Raw genomic sequence first — 21,127 nt, 5'->3', positions numbered from 1 at the left:
TTCTTTCGATTCATCATCGTGTTGCGAAAATTTGAGAGACTCACGAACAACTTTCGTTGTTCTGTGTTTCAATTTTCAGCTTGATCCAGATTTTTAAAGAGCAAATATCTCAAACGTGACTCGTAAGTCAGTTTTGAGATATTAAGGCAGGTGACTTTCACTCACAAACCAGCAAGTGGCGTCCCCTGGAGGTTTGACCTCATCAGTTTGAACGCTGGCGTCCCCTAGGGGATTCGAACCCCTGTTACCGCCGTGAAAGGGCGGTGTCCTGGGCCTCTAGACGAAGGGGACACTGAAGTCTCAATCGCAAGACGCCTTGCTATTCACTTTTCATCAGACAATCTGTGTGAGCACTGCAAAGTACGCTTCTTTAAGGTAAGGAGGTGATCCAACCGCAGGTTCCCCTACGGTTACCTTGTTACGACTTCACCCCAGTCATGAATCACAAAGTGGTAAGCGCCCTCCCGAAGGTTAAGCTACCTACTTCTTTTGCAACCCACTCCCATGGTGTGACGGGCGGTGTGTACAAGGCCCGGGAACGTATTCACCGTGGCATTCTGATCCACGATTACTAGCGATTCCGACTTCATGGAGTCGAGTTGCAGACTCCAATCCGGACTACGACGCACTTTATGAGGTCCGCTTGCTCTCGCGAGGTCGCTTCTCTTTGTATGCGCCATTGTAGCACGTGTGTAGCCCTGGTCGTAAGGGCCATGATGACTTGACGTCATCCCCACCTTCCTCCAGTTTATCACTGGCAGTCTCCTTTGAGTTCCCGGCCGGACCGCTGGCAACAAAGGATAAGGGTTGCGCTCGTTGCGGGACTTAACCCAACATTTCACAACACGAGCTGACGACAGCCATGCAGCACCTGTCTCACAGTTCCCGAAGGCACAAATCCATCTCTGGATTCTTCTGTGGATGTCAAGACCAGGTAAGGTTCTTCGCGTTGCATCGAATTAAACCACATGCTCCACCGCTTGTGCGGGCCCCCGTCAATTCATTTGAGTTTTAACCTTGCGGCCGTACTCCCCAGGCGGTCTACTTAACGCGTTAGCTCCGGAAGCCACGCCTCAAGGGCACAACCTCCAAGTAGACATCGTTTACGGCGTGGACTACCAGGGTATCTAATCCTGTTTGCTCCCCACGCTTTCGCACCTGAGCGTCAGTCTTTGTCCAGGGGGCCGCCTTCGCCACCGGTATTCCTCCAGATCTCTACGCATTTCACCGCTACACCTGGAATTCTACCCCCCTCTACAAGACTCAAGCCTGCCAGTTTCGAATGCAGTTCCCAGGTTGAGCCCGGGGATTTCACATCCGACTTGACAGACCGCCTGCGTGCGCTTTACGCCCAGTAATTCCGATTAACGCTTGCACCCTCCGTATTACCGCGGCTGCTGGCACGGAGTTAGCCGGTGCTTCTTCTGCGGGTAACGTCAATTGCTGCGGTTATTAACCACAACACCTTCCTCCCCGCTGAAAGTACTTTACAACCCGAAGGCCTTCTTCATACACGCGGCATGGCTGCATCAGGCTTGCGCCCATTGTGCAATATTCCCCACTGCTGCCTCCCGTAGGAGTCTGGACCGTGTCTCAGTTCCAGTGTGGCTGGTCATCCTCTCAGACCAGCTAGGGATCGTCGCCTTGGTGAGCCGTTACCTCACCAACTAGCTAATCCCATCTGGGCACATCTGATGGCAAGAGGCCCGAAGGTCCCCCTCTTTGGTCTTGCGACGTTATGCGGTATTAGCCACCGTTTCCAGTAGTTATCCCCCTCCATCAGGCAGTTTCCCAGACATTACTCACCCGTCCGCCACTCGTCAGCAAAGCAGCAAGCTGCTTCCTGTTACCGTTCGACTTGCATGTGTTAGGCCTGCCGCCAGCGTTCAATCTGAGCCATGATCAAACTCTTCAATTTAAAAGTTTGATGCTCAAAGAATTAAACTTCGTAATGAATTACGTGTTCACTCTTGAGACTTGGTATTCATTTTTCGTCCTAGGACGTCAAGAATCCGTATCTTCGAGTGCCCACACAGATTGTCTGATAAATTGTTAAAGAGCAGTGCAACGCGGCTTTCGCTCACCGTTGCGAGGTGGCGTATATTACGCTTTCCTCTTTTTGAGTCAAGCCTTTATTTTCGCTTTCCTCACAGACTTCTTAACGAAGTCTTTCTGACCCGGCGGCCTGTATGCCGTTGTTCCGTGTCAGTGGTGGCGCATTATAGGGAGTTATTAGAGCCTGACAAGACCTAAATGCAAAAAAAAAGCTCAACCGTTCACTTTTCAAACAACATTTGAACCAAAAGCCTATTTTCGCCTGGTTTTTAAACAAAAACGAGCCCGTCAGGGCCCGTTTTATTCAAATTTGTGACTTACTGCACTGCCACAATACGATCATCATTGGCTTCAAGGCGAATCACTTTGCCAGGAACCAGTTCACCAGACAGGATTTGCTGCGCCAGTGGGTTTTCGATCTGCTGTTGAATAGCACGTTTTAACGGACGCGCCCCGTAGACCGGATCGTAACCGTTGGCGCTCAACAGTTTCAGCGCCTCGTCGGAGATGTGGATTTCATAACCACGTTCTTCCAGACGTTTGTACAGACGCTGCAGCTGGATCTGAGCAATAGAAGCGATGTGTTGCTCACCTAACGGATGGAATACCACAACTTCATCAATACGGTTGATAAATTCCGGACGGAAGTTTTGGCTAACCACACCCAGCACCATCTCTTTCATTCGACCGTAATCCAGTTCGCCAAAGCGCTCCTGAATGAGATCGGAACCGAGGTTAGAAGTCATAATGACCACCGTATTACGGAAGTCGACCGTTCTCCCCTGCCCGTCAGTCAGCCGACCGTCGTCCAGCACCTGCAACAGAATGTTGAATACATCCGGATGCGCTTTTTCTACTTCATCCAACAAGATGACGGAATAAGGACGACGGCGTACCGCTTCCGTCAAATAACCGCCTTCTTCATAGCCGACATATCCCGGAGGCGCCCCGACCAAACGAGACACGGAGTGTTTCTCCATAAACTCAGACATATCGATACGCACCATCGCGTCGTCGCTGTCGAACATAAAGTTAGCCAGCGCTTTACACAGTTCGGTTTTACCGACCCCCGTCGGCCCAAGGAACAGGAAGGAACCAATCGGACGGTTCGGATCGGACAGCCCCGCGCGGCTACGACGTATGGCGTTCGATACTGCTTCAACGGCTTCATTCTGCCCGATCACACGGCTGTGTAACTCTTGTTCCATACGCAACAGTTTTTCACGTTCGCCTTCCAGCATTCTGGCAACCGGAATACCGGTCCAGCGCGCCAGCACTTCGGCAATTTCCGCATCCGTTACTTTGTTACGTAACAGACGCATGGTTTTACCTTCCGACTGGGTCGCGGCTTCCAACTGTTTTTCCAGCTCCGGAATTTTGCCGTACTGCAATTCAGACATTCGCGCCAGGTCGCCAACGCGACGCGCCTGCTCGATGGCAATCTTCGCCTGCTCCAGCTCCGCTTTAATAGTTTGCGTACCAGAGAGCGACGCTTTTTCCGCTTTCCACTCTTCTTCTAACTCAGAATACTGACGCTCTTTATCGTCCAGTTCTTCATTCAGCATATCGAGACGTTTTTTACTCGCCTCGTCAGACTCTTTCATCAACGCCTGCTGTTCCAGTTTGAGCTGAATAATGCGGCGGTCGAGTCTGTCCAGCTCCTCCGGCTTAGAGTCAATCTGCATACGAATGCTGGATGCCGCTTCATCGATGAGGTCGATAGCTTTATCCGGCAACTGACGGTCGGCGATATAGCGATGAGACAATGTTGCCGCCGCCACAATCGCCGGGTCAGTGATCTGCACATGGTGGTGCAGCTCGTAACGTTCTTTCAGGCCACGCAGAATAGCAATGGTGTCTTCCACTGAAGGTTCTGCGACAAACACTTTTTGAAAACGACGTTCCAGCGCCGCGTCTTTTTCAATGTACTGACGGTATTCATCCAGCGTGGTGGCGCCCACACAGTGCAGTTCACCACGCGCCAGCGCCGGTTTCAGCATATTCCCGGCGTCCATTGCGCCATCAGCCTTACCTGCGCCAACCATGGTGTGCAGCTCGTCAATAAACAGGATGACGTTGCCTTCCTGTTTTGCCAGATCGTTCAGCACGCCTTTCAGACGCTCTTCAAATTCGCCGCGATATTTCGCCCCGGCCACCAGCGCGCCCATATCCAGCGCCAGTACGCGGCGGCCTTTTAAGCCTTCAGGAACTTCACCATTAATAATGCGCTGCGCCAGCCCTTCAACAATTGCCGTTTTACCGACCCCAGGCTCACCGATTAACACCGGGTTGTTTTTAGTACGACGTTGCAGTACCTGAATGGTACGGCGAATTTCTTCATCACGACCAATTACCGGGTCAAGCTTACCTTGTTCAGCCCGCTCGGTCAGATCGACGGTATATTTTTTCAAGGCCTGACGTTGGTCTTCAGCCCCTTGATCGTTCACGCTTTCACCTCCGCGCATCTGTTCAATTGCCTGAGTGATATTGGCCGTGGTCGCACCGGCTGATTTCAGCAGATCGGTTAACGTGCCGCGAGACTCAAGCGCCGCCAGAACAAACAGCTCTGACGAAATAAAATTGTCCCCCCGTTTTTGCGCCAGCTTGTCGCAAAGGTTCAGTACGCGTACCAGTTCCGAAGAAGGCTGTACGTCGCCGCCGGTGCCTTCCACCTGCGGTAAACGGCTCAGCGCCTGATCGATAGCGGTGCGCAACTGGCCAGCATTAATGCCGGCGGAGGTTAATAAAGGACGTATCGATCCCCCTTCCTGGTTCAGCAAGGCACTCATTAAATGAAGAGGTTCGATGAATTGGTTGTCGTGCCCCAGCGCAAGCGACTGGGCATCGGCAAGAGCAAGCTGGAATTTGTTAGTAAGACGATCCAGACGCATAACTCCTCCCATAACAGGTCAAAATTGCTACTGGAGATTAAATGAGGTCATCCCTCAATTATTCAAGGTGAATGACCTGAATTATGTGAAAAGAAAGTTACCCGTACCGGATCGTCTTGATTCTTTAGGTTATATCAGCCAAATAAAACTTGCCATACGACCTGTCGTCTTGTCGCGACGATAAGAGAAGAAAGTCTCACTTTCGCTAAAGGTGCAGCGATCCCCGCCATAGACATGTTCAACGCCGGTATTCGCCAGACGTTGGCGTGCAAGCTGATAAATATCCGCCAGAAATTTTTCCCCGTGCGGCAAAAATGCGCTATCGGCTTGCGCATCTTTTGCTAAAAATGCGTCACGCACTTCCGGCCCCACTTCAAACGCGGTCGGGCCGATCGCCGGACCTAACCAGGCGATGATATTTTCTGGTTTGTCAGCAAAGCAGGTGACAGTTTCCTCCAGTACGCCTTCACATAATCCGCGCCAGCCCGCATGAGCCGCCGCCACTTCTGTTCCCTCACGGTTACAGAATAGCACAGGCAGGCAGTCTGCCGTCATTACCGCGCAGACGGTTCCTGGCGTATTGCTGTAAGACGCATCCGCACGTTTGGAGGCATAAGGTTCCCCGGTAAGCCTCAACACATTTTTACCGTGAACCTGTTCAAGCCAGACAGGTTTCGAAGGCAGATTGCCCGCCGCAAACAGACGCTTGCGGTTCTCTTCAACATGCTCCGGGTTATCGCCGCAATGCGCGCCCAGATTCAACGAATCGTAAGGCGGTAAACTCACCCCGCCAATACGGGTAGAACTACAGGCTGCGACGCCTTTCGGCAGCGGCCACTGCGGGACAATCAGTGCATTCATAACCAGTCCACATCATCTTTATGATCTTCGAAATCGGCGCGCATCGCATCGATAAGGTCCACCATATCCTGTGGAATCGGCGCGTGCCACTCCATTTCGATACCCGATACAGGATGGTAGAGACGCAGCATCGTTGCATGCAGCGCCTGGCGGTCAAACTTACGCAGCGTGGAAATAAATTCTTCCGATGCGCCTTTCGGTGGACGTGGACGACCACCGTAGACCTGATCGCCCACTAACGGGTGCGTAATATGCGCCATATGCACGCGGATCTGGTGCGTACGCCCAGTCTCCAGACGCAGCCTAAGACGCGTGTGCACACGGAAATGTTCCATAATGCGGTAGTGGGTCACCGCCGGTTTGCCCATGGGATGCACCGACATATGGGTACGTTTGGTCGGGTGACGACTGATGGGTTCATTCACCGTTCCTCCCGCCGTCATATGTCCGATCGCGACCGCTTCATATTCGCGGGTAATCTCGCGCAGCTGCAAAGACTCCACCAGGCGCGTTTGCGCCGGAACGGTTTTGGCCACCACCATCAGACCCGTCGTGTCCTTATCCAGACGATGCACAATGCCCGCGCGCGGAACATCCGCAATCGGCGGATAATAATGTAGCAACGCGTTCAGTACCGTACCATCCGGGTTACCCGCGCCAGGATGTACCACCAGATCGCGTGGTTTGTTGATAACCAGAATATCGTCATCTTCATAAACAATATCTAACGGGATATCCTGCGCTTCAAAACGAATCTCTTCGTCGATCTCCGCATCAATAGCCACCCGCTCGCCGCCTAACACTTTTTCTTTTGGCTTATCGCAAAGTTGACCATTGACCAACACGCGCTGATTCAAAATCCATTCTTTTATACGCGAACGTGAATAATCCGGGAACATTTCGGCCAAAGCCTGATCTAAGCGTTGACCGAGTTGGTTTTCGGAGACCGTTGCGGTGAGTTGTACTCGTTGTGCCATATACAGCTTCTTCGTTTAACGTTGGGTTTTACGGCTTTGCCGTTTAATATAGTGTGCTATTGTAGCTGGTCTTAACCGGGAGCAGGAACAGAGAATCTCCCGTAAAACATTTTGAGGAAAGTCAAAACGTCATGACGCGCATGAAATATCTGGTGGCAGCAGCCACGTTGAGCCTGTTTCTGGCGGGTTGCTCGGGTTCAAAGGAAGAGGTGCCCGATAATCCGCCGAATGAAATCTACGCGACTGCTCAGCAAAAGCTGCAGGACGGTAACTGGAAACAGGCAATAACGCAATTGGAAGCGTTAGATAATCGTTATCCATTCGGACCGTATTCTCAGCAGGTGCAGTTGGATCTTATCTACGCCTATTACAAAAACGCCGATTTGCCGCTAGCGCAGGCCGCTATCGATCGTTTTATGCGTCTTAATCCAACGCACCCTAATATTGACTATGTCATGTACATGCGCGGCCTGACGAACATGGCGCTGGATGATAGCGCGCTGCAAGGTTTCTTTGGCGTCGATCGCAGCGATCGCGATCCGCAACATGCGCGGGCGGCGTTCAATGACTTTTCGAAACTGGTACGCAGCTATCCTAATAGCCAGTACACCACCGACGCCACTAAGCGTCTGGTATTCCTGAAAGACCGTCTGGCGAAATATGAATATTCCGTCGCAGAGTACTATACCGCGCGCGGCGCATGGGTTGCGGTCGTAAACCGGGTAGAAGGTATGCTACGCAATTATCCTGATACGCAGGCCACGCGCGATGCGTTGCCGCTGATGGAAAACGCCTATCGTCAGATGCAGCTGAATGCGCAGGCTGACAAAGTCGCGAAAATTATTGCCGCTAACAGCAAAAACACCTGAAGCAATACCAACAAGCAAAACGGCAGCCTTCCGGCTGCCGTTTTTTTATTCGATATCTGATGCAACAGAAATGATTTCACTGCAACGCATCCAGTCAAATATGGCCTGCTTTCAGCCATTCCTCAAGTAAAAGATCGCTTCTTCCTGCGATGCCTCACAAAAAGTTCGCCTTGACAAAAAGTGACAAAATAATGTGATTTACATCACACATTTTGACATTAAGAACGGTATGCTGGAATCACCAAGACGGGAAAGACAAGAGGTAAAATTTATGACAATGAACATTACCAGTAAACAAATGGAAATTACTCCGGCAATCCGCCAACATGTCGCAGACCGTCTCGCCAAACTGGAAAAATGGCAAACTCACCTAATTAATCCTCATATCATTCTGTCTAAAGAGCCACAGGGCTTTATTGCTGACGCCACCATTAATACACCGAACGGACATCTGGTCGCCAGCGCAAAACACGAAGATATGTACACCGCTATTAATGAATTGATCAACAAGCTGGAACGGCAGCTCAATAAAGTGCAGCACAAAGGCGAAGCCCGTCGTGCCACCGCATCGGTGAAAGATGCCAGCTTCGTCGAAGCAGAAGAAGAGTAGTCCCTTACATTGAGTGTATCGCCAACGCGCCTTCGGGCGCGTTTTTTGTTGACAGGATTAAAACAGTACGGGTACTGTACTTACGTACACAAAGGAAACAGTTATGAAGCTAACCCGGTTTTTCTTCGCATTCTTTTTTATCTTCCCCTGACCGGGAGGCGTTTCGTCATGTGATAAAGAATGCGAAGACGAACAAGAAGGCCTCCCCCACCGGGAGGCCTTTTTTATTGATAACAAAAAAGGCAACACTATGACATCGGAAAACCCATTACTGGCGCTGCGAGATAAAATCAGCGCTTTAGACGAAGAGTTACTGGCCTTACTGGCAAAACGACGCGCGCTGGCGATTGAAGTGGGACAAGCAAAACTACTGTCGCATCGTCCGGTTCGGGATATCGATCGTGAACGAGCGCTGCTGGACAGGCTCATCCATCTCGGTAAAGCCCACCATCTCGACGCACACTACATTACCCGTCTGTTCCAGCTTATCATTGAAGACTCCGTGCTTACTCAGCAGGCGCTGCTGCAACAACATCTGAATAATACTCACCCTCATTCGGCACGTATTGCGTTTCTTGGGCCGAAAGGCTCCTATTCTCATCTCGCGGCGCGCCAGTATGCTGCACGCCATTTTGAGCAATTTATCGAGAGCGGTTGCGCAAAATTCACCGATATTTTTCATCAGGTCGAAACCGGCCAGGCCGATTACGCCGTGGTTCCGATAGAGAACACCAGCTCCGGCGCTATCAACGATGTGTACGACTTATTACAACACACCAGTCTGTCAATTGTCGGTGAGATGACCGTCACCATCGATCACTGCGTGCTGGTTTCCGGCGCTACGGATCTGAATACCATCGAAACGGTGTACAGCCATCCGCAGCCGTTCCAGCAGTGCAGTAAATTTTTGAGCCGCTATCCGCACTGGAAAATCGACTATACCGAGAGTACGTCGGCCGCGATGGAAAAAGTCGCGCAGGCGAACTCTCCGCGCGTCGCGGCGCTCGGCAGCGAGGCAGGCGGCATGTTGCACGGTTTACAGGTGCTGGAACGCATCGCCGCAAACCAGACGCAGAATATCACCCGCTTTCTGGTACTGGCGCGCAAAGCCATCAACGTTTCCGATCAGGTTCCGGCAAAAACCACTCTGTTAATCGCCACCGGGCAGCAAGCTGGCGCGCTGGTCGAAGCGCTGCTGGTGCTGCGTAACCACAATCTCATCATGACGAAACTGGAGTCGCGCCCCATTCACGGCAATCCGTGGGAAGAGATGTTTTATCTCGATATTCAGGCGAACCTGGAGTCGCAGGTAATGCAAAGCGCGCTAAAAGAGCTGGGCGAGATCACGCGCTCAATGAAAGTGCTTGGCTGCTATCCCAGCGAAAACGTCGTGCCGGTAGAACCTGCCTGACGTTCAATAAAACGGCTTTTCTTCATCCCTGCGACGGCTACCTGCAGGGTGAAGATGGCGCCGGAGTGCGGATAATCCGCCACTTCCTGAGCAGACATATTTTCTCTGGTTGTTGTAATAAACAGCGTTTTCATATCTGCGCCGCCAAAGCAAACCATCGTCGGACAACGTACCGGCAACCGGTACTCTTCCAGCTGCTCTCCTTGCGGTGAGAAACGCGCCACGCGCCAGCCGTCAAACATCGCGCTCCAGTAGCACCCTTCGCTATCCATCGCCGCGCCGTCGGGAAGTCCTTCTCCTTCGCCAAAATGGCGAAAAAGTTCACGCTTGCCCGGTTCGCCATGCTTATCAAGTAACGTGCGGTATATCACGCCATTCGGCGTATCGGAGGTATACATCCACTGGTTATTCGGGCTGAACGCCAGGCCGTTGTGTCCCTGGATATCGCACTGGATCACTTTTGCCGTCAGGTCATGATCGATCCGCATCAGCAACGCGCCATTATAGTCACCTGGCGCCCAGAACGTTCCGGCATAAAAACGTCCATCGCCATCAGTGCCGCCATCGTTGAAACGCGCCAGTTTCGTATTAGAGGGATTGTCGCAAACCTTACGCTGCAATAATCCATTTTTATCGGCCAGCCAGATAGCATGACGCATGGCCACAATAAATCCGCCCTGCTCACGCAAGGCAAAACAGCCCACCTCTTCCGGAAACGCCAGCACGCTATGCGTCCCGCTCGCCGGATGGTAACGATGGATCTCCTGTTCCAGGATATCGGTCCAATACAGCGCGCTTTCATCCTCGCTCCATGTGGGGCATTCTGGTAGATGTCCGACATAATCAAATAAAACGTGCGGCGTAGTCATAACGGTTCCTTAAACGAAAAAAGCCAGCAAAGCTGGCTTTTAGTATAGATGTCATCGTTATGGTCGGCTGTCATTCGCCTGACGCAATAACACACGGCTTTCATTCTGGAAGCGTCTGGCATAATCGCCAAACCAGTGTTCAACTTTGCGAAAACTGTCGATAAAAGCCTGCTTATCACCCTGTTCCAGTAACCCGATCGCATCGCCAAAACGTTTATAGTAACGCTTGATAAGCGCCAGATTGCGCTCCGACGACATAATAATGTCCGCATACAGCTGCGGGTCCTGGGCGAACAGACGCCCGACCATCGCCAGCTCCAGTCGATAAATCGGCGATGATAGCGCCAGAAGCTGCTCAAGCTGGACGTTCTCTTCCGCCAGATGCAGCCCATAAGCGAAGGTAGCAAAGTGGCGCAACGCCTGGATAAAAGCCATGTTCTGATCGTGCTCGACAGCGCTAATTCGATGCAACCGCGCGCCCCACACCTGGATTTGCTCAAGGAACCACTGATACGCTTCCGGTTGACGCCCATCACACCAGACCACCACCTGCTTCGCCAGGCTCCCGCTGTCCGGACCAAACATCGGATGCAAGCCCAACACGGGGCCATCATGGGCCACCAACATTGCCTGCAACGGACCGCTTTTCACCGATGCCAGATCGACCAGAATACAGTCGGACGGCAGGGGCGGCAGTTGCGCTATGACCTGTTCAGTAACATGAATCGGCACGCTGACGATCACCATTCCGGCATCGGCGACAATGTCCCTGGCGCGCGGCCAGTCCTGTTGTTCCAGAATACGGACCTGATAGCCCGACAGCGTGAGCATTTTTTCAAACAGACGCCCCATCTGTCCGCCGCCGCCCACAATGACGACCGGACGCAGAGAAGGACAAAGCGTTTTGAACCCCTTATCATTTTCGCTGGAGTAAGATTCACGCATTACCCGGCGCAGGACATCTTCAATGAGATCGGGCGGGACACCGATCGCTTCTGCTTCCGCCCGTCGTGAAGCCAGCATAGAGGCCTCACGCTCCGGCACGTAAATAGGCAGGCCAAAACGGCTTTTCACCTCGCCGACTTTGGCAACCAGTTCCAGGCGCTTAGCCAGTAAATTCAACAACGCTTTATCGACATCATCTATTTGATCGCGTAATGCGGTCAATTCAGCAACCATAACAACCTCTTATGCGACGCGCACCGCCAGCTGGCCGCTCAAATCTTTATGAATTTCACGTAACAGGGCATCGGTTATCTCCCAGCTAATACAAGCATCGGTGACGGAAACGCCATACTTCATTTCGCTGCGCGGCTGTTCGGAAGACTGATTACCCTCATGAATATTACTTTCAATCATTAAGCCAATGATTGAACGATTGCCATCTTTAATCTGCGCAACCACAGATTCGGCAACGGCTGGCTGGCGGCGATAATCTTTATTGGAGTTACCATGACTGCAATCTACCATCAGCGAAGGACGTAGTCCCGCCTGTTCCATCTCTTTTTCACACTGAGCGACATCTGCCGGGCTATAGTTTGGCGCTTTGCCGCCACGCAGAATTACATGGCCATGCGGATTTCCCTGGGTTTGCAATAACGCAACCTGACCGGCCTGGTTAATGCCAACAAAACGATGAGGTTGCGCAGCGGCGCGCATGGCGTTAATCGCTGTCGCCAGGCTGCCATCCGTGCCGTTTTTAAAGCCGACCGGCATAGAAAGACCAGACGCCATTTCGCGGTGGGTTTGCGATTCGGTTGTGCGCGCGCCTATCGCCGACCAGCTAAACAGATCGCCCAGGTATTGCGGGCTGTTCGGATCCAACGCTTCGGTCGCCAATGGCAACCCCATATTCACCAGTTCCACCAGTAGCTGACGCGCTATTTTCAACCCGGCTTCCACATCAAATGAGCCATCCATGTGAGGATCGTTAATCAGCCCTTTCCAGCCGACGGTAGTCCGCGGCTTTTCAAAATAGACGCGCATTACCAGATAGAGGCTATCGCTGACCTCTGCGGCAAGGGCTTTAAATCGACGGGCATATTCCAGAGCGGTTTCAGGATCGTGAATAGAACAAGGACCGCATACTACCAACAGACGCGGATCGCGCCCGGCAATAATGTCAGAAATGATTCCCCGGGACTGCGCTATCTGCGCTTCCTGCGCCAGACTCAACGGAAAGGCCGCTTTAAGCTGCTCCGGCGTCATTAATACCTGTTCATCGGTGATACGTACGTTATTCAGCGCGTCTTTTTGCATGATGGCGATCCTGTCTTTTCTTGTTTGCGATAGTTGATCCTCCACGAGGATGTTTAAACCATACCACAAAAAGTAAAGATTTCAATCCATATTACGTAAAATAAACTTTACACCATGCGCAGTAGTCGATTAACCCCCTCCATTTCGTATCAAAAACTTTACACTGCAAGCGAATTATTTTATTCCCAGCCTCAGAAAAGCGGTAAAATGAGCGATGCTCGCTATTTTTTGATTATTTTTTCTCCGCACGCATAATTTTACTTTCTGATATAGGGTGATTAATACCATTATCACAAGAATTTAATATCAGGGACGCCACTTAAATTATTCATATTATCAATAAGACATAATGACGATATGGCAAAATAATGTTATTTTGCTACAAACAATCACGGATGTATTTTAATGCTTTACGACTGAAGATGGTGGGGACTTGTTAATGCGTTTTTCTCACCGATTTATCCTTCTGTTATCGCTATTATTAGCAAGCTTGCCTCTGTATGCTCAACGCGTCACGGAAGAAGAGAAATCCGTACGCGCCATCGTCTCCGGTATCGTCAGTTATACACACTGGCCGGCGTTATCCGGGCCGCCAAGGCTATGCATATTTTCATCTGCGCGTTTTGTCAGGGTACTTAGCGAAGAGGCTGACTGGGCTTTCCCTTATCAACCGCTTGTCATCCGTACCACACAGGAAGCCCTGAGCGCCCGCTGTGATGGTTTTTACTTTGGCAATGAATCGCCAGCTTATCAGGTGGAGTTAACGCGTCATTATCCAGTTAATGCCTTGTTATTAATTGCCGAGCAAAATACCGAATGTATTATTGGCAGCGCATTTTGTCTGATCATTAACAATGATGAAGTCAAATTTTCCGTCAACCTGGACTCCCTCTCGCATAGCGGCGTGAGAGTGAATCCAGAAGTATTAATGCTTGCACGGAATCAAAAGCATGAATAAGGAATTTTCTCTGTCCAGGCCAACATTTAAACGCACACTACGGCGGATTAGTATAATCAGCGTGCTGCTTACAATGACATTGATCTGGCTATTAATTTGCGTTGCGTCTGTCCTTACGCTCAAACAGTATGCGCAAAAAAATCTCGATTTGACCGCCGCCACAATGGCCCACAGCCTTGAAGCGGCACTGGTATTTTCCGATAACGCGGCTGCAGCGGAAACGCTCGCCACACTGGGACGCCAGGGACAATTTTCAGCGGCGGAGGTCCGCGATAAAAATGGCCGTACTATCGCCTCATGGCGCTATGATGCGCGAGCCGCAGACGATAAGCTCATCGGCTTAATTAGCCACTGGCTTTTTCCATTGCCGGTATCACAACCCGTCTGGCACAACGGCAGGGCCATCGGCGAAGTACGGCTTGTCGCCCGCGACAGCCTTATTGGTCATTTTATCTGGCTATCGCTGGCAGTGCTGACAGGATGTATTCTGCTGGCATCCGGCATTGCCCTGCTGCTCACGCGTTATTTACACAATGGCGTTGTGGATGCGCTGCAAAATATTACTGAAGTTGTACACGACGTTCGCACTAACCGAAATTTTTCACGCCGGGTACCTGATGAGCGTATTGCGGAATTTCACCTGTTTGCGCAAGATTTCAATAGCCTTCTGGATGAGATGGAAGAATGGCAGCTACGGCTTCAGGCTAAAAATGCCCAGTTACTGCGTACCGCGCTGCACGATCCGCTGACGGGGCTTGCCAATCGCGCGGCATTTCGCAGCTGTATTAACGCGCTGATGAAGGACAATTCCGCTCGTAGCAGTTCGGCATTGTTATTTCTGGATGGCGATAACTTTAAATATATTAATGATACCTGGGGACATGCGGCAGGCGACCGCGTACTTATAGAGGTTGCCAAAAGATTAGCGGAATTCGGTGGTAGCCGTTATCAAACTTACCGACTCGGCGGCGATGAATTTGCGGTGGTGCTTTACGATGTACATTCGGAATATGAAGTACAACGTATTTGCGCAGCGCTATCCCAGGCGTTTAATCGACCTTTTGAACTGCATAACGGCCAGCGAATAACGATGACCCTGAGTATTGGCTTTGCGCTGACATGGGAACATGCCACTGCCGAAAAACTACAAGAACTGGCCGATCGAAATATGTATCAGGCTAAACACCGGCGTGCGGAACGCTCGCTAAACTAAGGAACGGGCCTGGCCGTTTCTGACTCAGCGTTGAGACCACTGACCCAGACTAATCATGCAACCGTCTATGGCGTGGAGCAACCCCATAAAAAAGGGGCCAGCGTAATGCCAGCCCCTTCTTTTCTACAAGCTTTCGGATGTTGCGAAAGCGCGTTCTTAGTTAAGACGCTCTTTGATACGAGCCGCTTTACCAGTACGCTCACGCAGGTAGTACAGTTTAGCTTTACGAACAGCACCACGACGTTTAACAGCAATGCTGTCAACTACCGGAGAGTGAGTCTGGAAGACACGCTCAACGCCTTCGCCGTTGGAAATTTTACGAACAGTGAATGCAGAGTGCAGACCGCGGTTACGAATAGCGATAACCACGCCCTCGAATGCCTGCAGACGTTTCTTGGTACCTTCAACAACCCATACTTTCACTTCCACGGTATCGCCCGGACGGAAGGAAGGTACGTTCTGCTTCATCTGCTCTTGTTCAAGTTGCTTAATAATGTTGCTCATAATTCAATCTCTTATCCTGGGTAAACTGATATTCGGGGGCCTATGCCATCCCATCATGTTTATGCTGCTGTTGTGCGTGTTCTGTTTTGAACTCCGCCAGCAACCTTGCTTGCTCTTCAGTCAGAGCCAGGTTTTCCAGAAGTTCAGGTCTTCTAAGCCAGGTTCGGCCCAGCGACTGTTTCAAACGCCAGCGACGTATCTCGGCATGGTTTCCCGACAGCAATACTGGCGGTACTTCCATCCCCTCTAACACTTCAGGGCGCGTATAGTGCGGACAATCCAGCAACCCATCAGCAAACGAATCTTCGATTGCTGATGCTTCATGCCCCAGAACTCCCGGTATAAACCGGGCGACGGAGTCAATCAGCGTCATTGCCGGTAGTTCGCCACCGCTGAGAACGTAATCGCCAATTGACCATTCTTCGTCAATTTCGGTCTGAATTACGCGCTCATCTACGCCTTCGTAGCGACCACACACCAGAATAAGCTTCTGATTCGTGGCCAGCTCGCTAACGCCTGCTTGATCAAGCTTGCGTCCCTGAGGCGACAGATAAATCACTTTAGCGCCTTCACCTGCCGCGGCTTTTGCTGCGTGAATGGCGTCCCGCAAGGGTTGCACCATCATTAACATCCCTGGTCCGCCGCCGTAAGGACGATCGTCCACGGTACGGTGCCGGTCATGCGTGAAGTCGCGAGGACTCCAGCTTTGGATGTTCAGCAGGCCTTTTTTTACTGCCCGGCCAGTTACCCCGTAATCGGTAATTGCGCGGAACATTTCAGGAAACAGGCTAACTATGCCAATAAACACAAGCCAATCCCCATAACGCCATTTATTACCGTTTATTCGGTGGTTTAAAAACCAGGATCCCAGTCTACTTCGATAGTACGAGTAGCGAGATCGACTTTCTTGATAACCTGCCCATCGAGGAACGGTACTAGTCGTTCCTTGATACCAAATGCATCTTTCAGGTTCGCCTTAATGACGAGAACGTCATTCGACCCGGTTTCCATCATGTCGATAACTTTACCGAGATCGTAGCCTTCAGCGGTGACTACCTGGCAACCCATCAGGTCTTTCCAGTAGTAGTCTCCCTCCTCAAGCGCAGGAAGTTGCGAGGAATCCACGACAATTTCGCAATTGGTCAGAAGATTCGCGGCATCTCGATCGTCAACGCCTTTCAGCTTGATGATCAGATCCTGATTGTGGTGCTTCCAGCTTTCCAGCTGTACCTGCTGCCACTGACCCGCCTTCTGGATAAACCAGGGCTGATAGTCAAAAATGCTTTCGGCGTCTTCAGTGGAGGAAAACACTCTGAGCCAACCACGGATACCGTATGAAGAACCCATTTTCCCCAGTACAACCGGTTCAGCGGGTACTTGTGCGGCGAGTTGCTTGCTCATCATGACCACCGTGACAGATTAAGCTGCTTTTTTTACTTCTTTGATCAGCGCCGCAACGCGATCGGAAATGGTTGCGCCCTGGCCAACCCAGTGAGCGATGCGATCCAGATCCAGGCGGGTGCCTTCTTCTTTTTCGCTAGCGATTGGGTTGAAAAAACCAACGCGCTCAATGAAGCGACCGTTGCGTGCATTACGGCTGTCGGTGACAACAACCTGGTAGAACGGACGCTTTTTAGCGCCGTGACGAGCTAAACGAATAGTTACCATAACATCCTCTTGTGTGAATAAAACAACCGGGCCCCATCGAGGAACGGAGCCCGGCGTCATATTAAAAGCCCGAAAATTTTACTGATTTCTGGGAGAATTGCAATCAACAGTTAATAACTCTGCTGTAGAAGGCCGTCGGCGGCGCAGCGAGTTCGGTACCGGCGTGCGCGCAGCCACCGCAGCGGCCACGCAGTACGTGAGGATGGCTAGCACACCCCGGTGCCGAAATAGCAAGTGAGCCAGGCCGGGAAATTAGCGGCCAGGGAAGCCTGGCGGCATCATCCCCTTCATACTCCGCATCATCTTCGCCATCCCGCCCTTCTTCATCTTCTTCATCATGCGCTGCATGTCGTCGAACTGTTTCAGAAGGCGGTTAACGTCCTGCACCTGCATCCCACAGCCCTGCGCGATACGACGCTTGCGGGAACCTTTGATGATTTCCGGCTTCGCACGTTCTTTCAGCGTCATCGAATTGATGATCGCCTCCATACGCACCAGCACCTTATCATCCATCTGCGATTTAACGTTGTCCGGAATCTGCCCCATGCCCGGTAATTTGCCCATCAGACTGGCCATACCGCCCATGTTTTTCATCTGTTTGAGCTGTTCCAGGAAGTCGTTCAGGTCGAAACCGTCGCCTTTCTTCAGTTTGGTCGCCAGCTTCTCAGCCTGTGCGCGGTCAACTTTGCTTTCGATATCTTCGATAAGAGACAGTACGTCGCCCATGCCGAGAATACGCGAGGCGATACGATCCGGGTGGAACGGCTCCAGCGCGTCGGTTTTCTCGCCGACACCGAGGAATTTAATCGGCTTGCCGGTGATATGACGAATAGAGAGCGCCGCACCGCCACGCGCATCACCATCAACTTTGGTCAGCACCACGCCGGTTAACGGCAGCGCTTCGTTAAAGGCTTTTGCGGTATTCGCCGCATCCTGACCGGTCATCGCATCGACGACAAACAGCGTTTCTACTGGCTTGATAGAAGCGTGGACCTGTTTGATTTCGTCCATCATCGCTTCGTCAACATGCAGACGACCGGCGGTATCCACCAGCAGCACGTCGTAGAATTTGAGCTTCGCTTCTTTCAGCGCGGCGTTGACGATATCAACCGGTTTCTGGCCGACATCAGACGGGAAGAAATCCACGCCAACCTGCTCAGCCAGCGTTTCGAGCTGTTTGATCGCCGCCGGGCGATAGACGTCGGCAGAGACGACCAGCACTTTCTTCTTGTGCTTCTCGCGCAAGAATTTACCCAACTTACCGACGCTGGTGGTTTTACCCGCCCCCTGCAGACCCGCCATCAATACTACGGCTGGCGGCTGCGCAGCTAAATTCAGCGTCTGGTTCTCTTCGCCCATCGCCGCAACCAGTTCGCTACGGACAATCTTGACGAACTCCTGCCCTGGGGTCAGGCTCTTGTTAACTTCATGACCAACCGCTTTCTCTTTTACGCGATTGATGAACTCACGCACTACCGGCAGCGCAACGTCAGCCTCCAGCAGCGCCATGCGCACTTCGCGCAGCGTCTCTTTAACGTTGTCTTCAGTAAGGCGCCCACGGCCACTGATATTGCGCAGCGTGCGCGACAAACGATCGGTTAAATTATCAAACATTGTCTCTCGCCTGGGGTGGAAACGGTTGGTCGCCGCAGCGACACAGTTACAGAATTTCGCCACAGTATACCATGAAGCCGTCTTTGTTGTTATGCAACGGTTGGAGCTGCGGTCACGTAACGCTATACTGCTTCTCTTTCTCACTGGTCAACTGTCGACACAACTATGCCCGTTTTTGCTTTACTTGCCCTTGTCGCCTACTCCTTCAGCCTCGCGCTGATCGTTCCCGGACTGTTGCAAAAAAACAGCGGCTGGCGGCGTATGGCTATTCTTTCTGCGGTCATCGCGCTGGTGTGCCATGCTGTCGCGCTGGAATCGCGTATTCTGCCCGGCGGCGACAGTGGACAAAACCTGAGCCTGCTGAATGTCGGTTCGCTGGTCAGCCTGATGATCTGCACGGTGATGACCATTGTCGCGTCGCGTAATCGCGGCTGGTTACTTCTGCCCATTGTCTATGCTTTTGCGCTGATTAACCTGGCCTTCGCCACGTTCATGCCTAATGAATATATTACGCATCTGGAAGCGACCCCAGGCATGATGGTGCACATCGGTCTGTCGCTTTTCTCTTACGCGACGCTGATAATCGCCGCGCTGTATGCGCTACAACTGGCGTGGATCGACTATCAGTTGAAGAACAAAAAGCTGGCGTTTAGTAATGAAATGCCGCCATTGATGAGCATTGAGCGCAAAATGTTTCATATCACGCAGATTGGCGTCGTACTGCTGACCCTTACTCTGTGTACCGGCCTGTTTTACATGCATAACCTGTTCAGTACTGAAAATATTGATAAAGCCGTGCTCTCTATTGTGGCATGGTTTGTCTATATCGTTCTGCTGTGGGGGCATTACCATGAGGGCTGGCGGGGTCGGCGGGTCGTGTGGTTTAACGTCGCAGGCGCGGGTATTCTGACGCTGGCCTATTTTGGTAGCCGCATATTACAGCAATTTGTAAGCTAAGCTTTTAAAGGAGTTTCCCCTGGAACACATCTCCACCACCACGCTGATTATCATATTAATCATCATGGTGGTCATCTCGGCCTATTTTTCCGGTTCCGAAACTGGAATGATGACGCTAAACCGTTACCGTTTACGCCATATGGCGAAGCAAGGTAATCGCTCGGCAAAACGGGTAGAAAAATTATTGCGTAAACCCGACCGACTGATAAGCCTGGTGCTGATCGGCAATAACCTGGTCAACATTCTTGCCTCGGCGCTCGGCACGATTGTGGGTATGCGGCTTTACGGCGACGCCGGCGTGGCTATCGCCACCGGGGTACTGACGTTTGTCGTGTTAGTTTTTGCTGAAGTCCTGCCCAAAACTATCGCCGCGCTCTATCCGGAAAAAGTGGCCTATCCCAGCAGCTTCCTGCTGGCGCCGTTACAGATACTGATGATGCCGCTAGTGTGGTTACTTAACACCATCACCCGCCTGCTGATGCGTCTGATGGGAATTAAAACGGACATCGTGGTTAGCGGGTCGTTAAGCAAAGAGGAATTACGCACTATCGTGCATGAATCCCGTTCGCAAATCTCTCGCCGCAATCAGGATATGCTGCTGTCGGTTCTCGATCTGGAAAAGGTCAGCGTGGATGACATCATGGTGCCGCGTAATGAAATTATCGGAATCGATATCAATGACGACTGGAAGTCTATCGAGCGGCAGCTTACCCACTCGCCGCACGGACGCATTGTGCTCTATCGCGATTCGCTGGATGACGCCATCAGTATGCTGCGCGTGCGTGAAGCCTGGCGGTTAATGGCCGAGAAAAAAGAGTTCACCAAAGAGATGATGCTGCGCGCCGCCGATGAAATCTATTACGTCCCGGAAGGTACGCCGCTCAGTACGCAACTGATTAAATTTCAGCGCAATAAAAAGAAAGTCGGACTGGTCGTCAACGAATATGGCGATATCCAGGGGCTGGTCACCGTGGAAGATATTCTCGAGGAGATCGTTGGCGACTTCACCACATCGATGTCGCCGACACTGGCGGAAGAGGTCACGCCGCAAAACGACGGTTCGGTCATTATTGACGGTACCGCCAACGTCCGGGAAATCAATAAAGCGTTTAACTGGCACCTGCCGGAAGATGACGCGCGCACCGTCAACGGGGTGATTCTGGAGGCGCTGGAGGAAATTCCGGTTGCTGGCACGCGCGTGCGCATTGAGCAGTACGATATCGATATACTCGATGTACAGGAAAATATGATTAAGCAGGTAAAGGTTGTACCGGTAAAACCGCTGCGCGAGAGTGTGGCGGAGTAACACAATGGCGAACTCCGGTTCGCCTTTTTTATCGCCGTCTTTTAAGATTCCATCAATTCCTGCCATTTACTTAACAATGCAATAATGTCTTTTCAGGCATTCAGA

General features: G+C 51.6%; 19 protein-coding genes, 1 tRNA gene, 1 rRNA gene and 1 other annotated feature. Of the genes, 8 read left to right on the top strand and 13 right to left on the bottom strand.

The genetic code is table 11. From position 1 onward, the window contains the following. Positions 1 to 215 precede the first annotated feature (215 nt). The 5 genes from EOS98_RS05900 to rluD form a co-directional block, all read right to left on the bottom strand. Positions 216 to 291 (bottom strand) — tRNA-Glu (locus EOS98_RS05900). Between the two features lie 85 nt (positions 292 to 376). Then, a 16S ribosomal RNA gene (locus tag EOS98_RS05895) occupies positions 377 to 1,918 on the bottom strand. 454 nt (positions 1,919 to 2,372) lie between these two features. Next, positions 2,373 to 4,946, bottom strand: coding sequence for an ATP-dependent chaperone ClpB (gene clpB / locus EOS98_RS05890; RefSeq protein ID WP_001235092.1), 2,574 nt, complete (start codon positions 4,944 to 4,946; stop codon positions 2,373 to 2,375). A 129-nt stretch (positions 4,947 to 5,075) separates the two neighbouring features. Further along, the gene (gene yfiH, locus EOS98_RS05885) at positions 5,076 to 5,807 is read right to left on the bottom strand and encodes a purine nucleoside phosphorylase YfiH (protein WP_000992639.1); all 732 of its coding nucleotides are present in this window, start codon (positions 5,805 to 5,807) and stop codon (positions 5,076 to 5,078) included. Next, positions 5,804 to 6,784, bottom strand: coding sequence for a 23S rRNA pseudouridine(1911/1915/1917) synthase RluD (rluD, locus tag EOS98_RS05880; protein ID WP_000079130.1), 981 nt, complete (start codon positions 6,782 to 6,784; stop codon positions 5,804 to 5,806). The genes yfiH and rluD overlap by 4 nt, the downstream gene beginning before the upstream one ends. A 131-nt stretch (positions 6,785 to 6,915) precedes the next feature. Between rluD and bamD the strand changes: the two genes are divergently transcribed. The 4 genes from bamD (at position 6,916) to pheA (ending at position 9,674) form a co-directional block, all read left to right on the top strand. Beyond that, positions 6,916 to 7,653 (top strand): outer membrane protein assembly factor BamD, encoded by a 738-nt coding sequence (bamD, locus tag EOS98_RS05875; protein WP_000197660.1) that lies wholly within the window; start codon positions 6,916 to 6,918, stop codon positions 7,651 to 7,653. 271 nt (positions 7,654 to 7,924) lie between these two features. Then, positions 7,925 to 8,263, top strand: coding sequence for a ribosome-associated translation inhibitor RaiA (gene raiA, locus EOS98_RS05865; RefSeq protein ID WP_000178449.1), 339 nt, complete (start codon positions 7,925 to 7,927; stop codon positions 8,261 to 8,263). A gap of 102 nt (positions 8,264 to 8,365) precedes the next feature. Next, positions 8,366 to 8,491 (top strand) — a sequence feature (Phe leader region). Further along, the gene (pheL, locus tag EOS98_RS05860) at positions 8,367 to 8,414 is read left to right on the top strand and encodes a pheA operon leader peptide PheL (RefSeq protein WP_010989056.1); all 48 of its coding nucleotides are present in this window, start codon (positions 8,367 to 8,369) and stop codon (positions 8,412 to 8,414) included. Its footprint overlaps the feature before it by 48 nt. A gap of 22 nt (positions 8,492 to 8,513) precedes the next feature. After that, positions 8,514 to 9,674: a bifunctional chorismate mutase/prephenate dehydratase gene (gene pheA, locus EOS98_RS05855; protein WP_000200080.1), complete on the top strand. Its 1,161-nt coding sequence runs from the start codon at positions 8,514 to 8,516 to the stop codon at positions 9,672 to 9,674. Here pheA and EOS98_RS05850 read toward each other — a convergent pair. From EOS98_RS05850 to aroF, 3 genes are read right to left on the bottom strand one after another with little or no spacing between them, the layout of a single operon-like run. Then, positions 9,635 to 10,543 carry an SMP-30/gluconolactonase/LRE family protein gene (locus tag EOS98_RS05850; RefSeq protein WP_126523904.1) on the bottom strand — a complete coding sequence of 303 codons (909 nt, stop codon included), beginning with the start codon at positions 10,541 to 10,543 and terminating at the stop codon, positions 9,635 to 9,637. The genes pheA and EOS98_RS05850 overlap by 40 nt on opposite strands. A gap of 57 nt (positions 10,544 to 10,600) precedes the next feature. Further along, positions 10,601 to 11,722, bottom strand: a complete 1,122-nt coding sequence (gene tyrA, locus EOS98_RS05845) for a bifunctional chorismate mutase/prephenate dehydrogenase (protein ID WP_126523903.1) — start codon at positions 11,720 to 11,722, stop codon at positions 10,601 to 10,603. 9 nt (positions 11,723 to 11,731) lie between these two features. Then, complete coding sequence (gene aroF / locus EOS98_RS05840; protein ID WP_024797838.1) at positions 11,732 to 12,802, bottom strand: 3-deoxy-7-phosphoheptulonate synthase AroF; 1,071 nt, start codon at positions 12,800 to 12,802, stop codon at positions 11,732 to 11,734. Between the two features lie 439 nt (positions 12,803 to 13,241). Here aroF and EOS98_RS05835 point away from each other — a divergent pair, with 439 nt between their 5' ends. Continuing rightward, a complete protein-coding gene (locus EOS98_RS05835) occupies positions 13,242 to 13,760 on the top strand; it encodes a YfiR family protein (protein WP_001212379.1) in 519 nt (172 codons plus the stop codon). Continuing rightward, positions 13,753 to 14,973, top strand: a complete 1,221-nt coding sequence (gene dgcN, locus EOS98_RS05830) for a diguanylate cyclase DgcN (protein ID WP_023231960.1) — start codon at positions 13,753 to 13,755, stop codon at positions 14,971 to 14,973. The genes EOS98_RS05835 and dgcN overlap by 8 nt, the downstream gene beginning before the upstream one ends. Positions 14,974 to 15,129: 156 nt before the next feature. On the opposite strand, the gene rplS is transcribed toward dgcN, so the two are convergent. From rplS to ffh, 5 genes are all read right to left on the bottom strand, one after another. Beyond that, positions 15,130 to 15,477, bottom strand: coding sequence for a 50S ribosomal protein L19 (rplS, locus tag EOS98_RS05825; protein WP_000065257.1), 348 nt, complete (start codon positions 15,475 to 15,477; stop codon positions 15,130 to 15,132). Between the two features lie 40 nt (positions 15,478 to 15,517). Beyond that, positions 15,518 to 16,285, bottom strand: a complete 768-nt coding sequence (trmD, locus tag EOS98_RS05820) for a tRNA (guanosine(37)-N1)-methyltransferase TrmD (RefSeq protein ID WP_000469807.1) — start codon at positions 16,283 to 16,285, stop codon at positions 15,518 to 15,520. 44 nt (positions 16,286 to 16,329) lie between these two features. Continuing rightward, entirely contained in the window at positions 16,330 to 16,878 is a 549-nt protein-coding gene (gene rimM, locus EOS98_RS05815; RefSeq protein WP_000043266.1) for a ribosome maturation factor RimM, read from the bottom strand. An 18-nt stretch (positions 16,879 to 16,896) separates the two neighbouring features. Next, complete coding sequence (gene rpsP / locus EOS98_RS05810) at positions 16,897 to 17,145, bottom strand: 30S ribosomal protein S16 (protein WP_000256453.1); 249 nt, start codon at positions 17,143 to 17,145, stop codon at positions 16,897 to 16,899. Positions 17,146 to 17,397: 252 nt separating this feature from the next. Beyond that, complete coding sequence (ffh, locus tag EOS98_RS05805) at positions 17,398 to 18,759, bottom strand: signal recognition particle protein (RefSeq protein ID WP_000460052.1); 1,362 nt, start codon at positions 18,757 to 18,759, stop codon at positions 17,398 to 17,400. Between the two features lie 165 nt (positions 18,760 to 18,924). On the opposite strand from ffh, the gene EOS98_RS05795 reads away from it, so the two are divergent. Further along, positions 18,925 to 19,716, top strand: coding sequence for an inner membrane protein YpjD (locus tag EOS98_RS05795; protein WP_001537507.1), 792 nt, complete (start codon positions 18,925 to 18,927; stop codon positions 19,714 to 19,716). Between the two features lie 19 nt (positions 19,717 to 19,735). Further along, a complete protein-coding gene (locus tag EOS98_RS05790) occupies positions 19,736 to 21,022 on the top strand; it encodes an HlyC/CorC family transporter (RefSeq protein ID WP_127172650.1) in 1,287 nt (428 codons plus the stop codon). The last annotated feature ends 105 nt before the right edge of the window (positions 21,023 to 21,127 follow it).

Origin of the sequence: Salmonella sp. SSDFZ69 (assembly GCF_004010755.1) — a bacterium.
Classification (GTDB): domain Bacteria; phylum Pseudomonadota; class Gammaproteobacteria; order Enterobacterales; family Enterobacteriaceae; genus Salmonella; species Salmonella enterica.
This window is presented reverse-complemented; position numbering and strand designations above follow the sequence as displayed.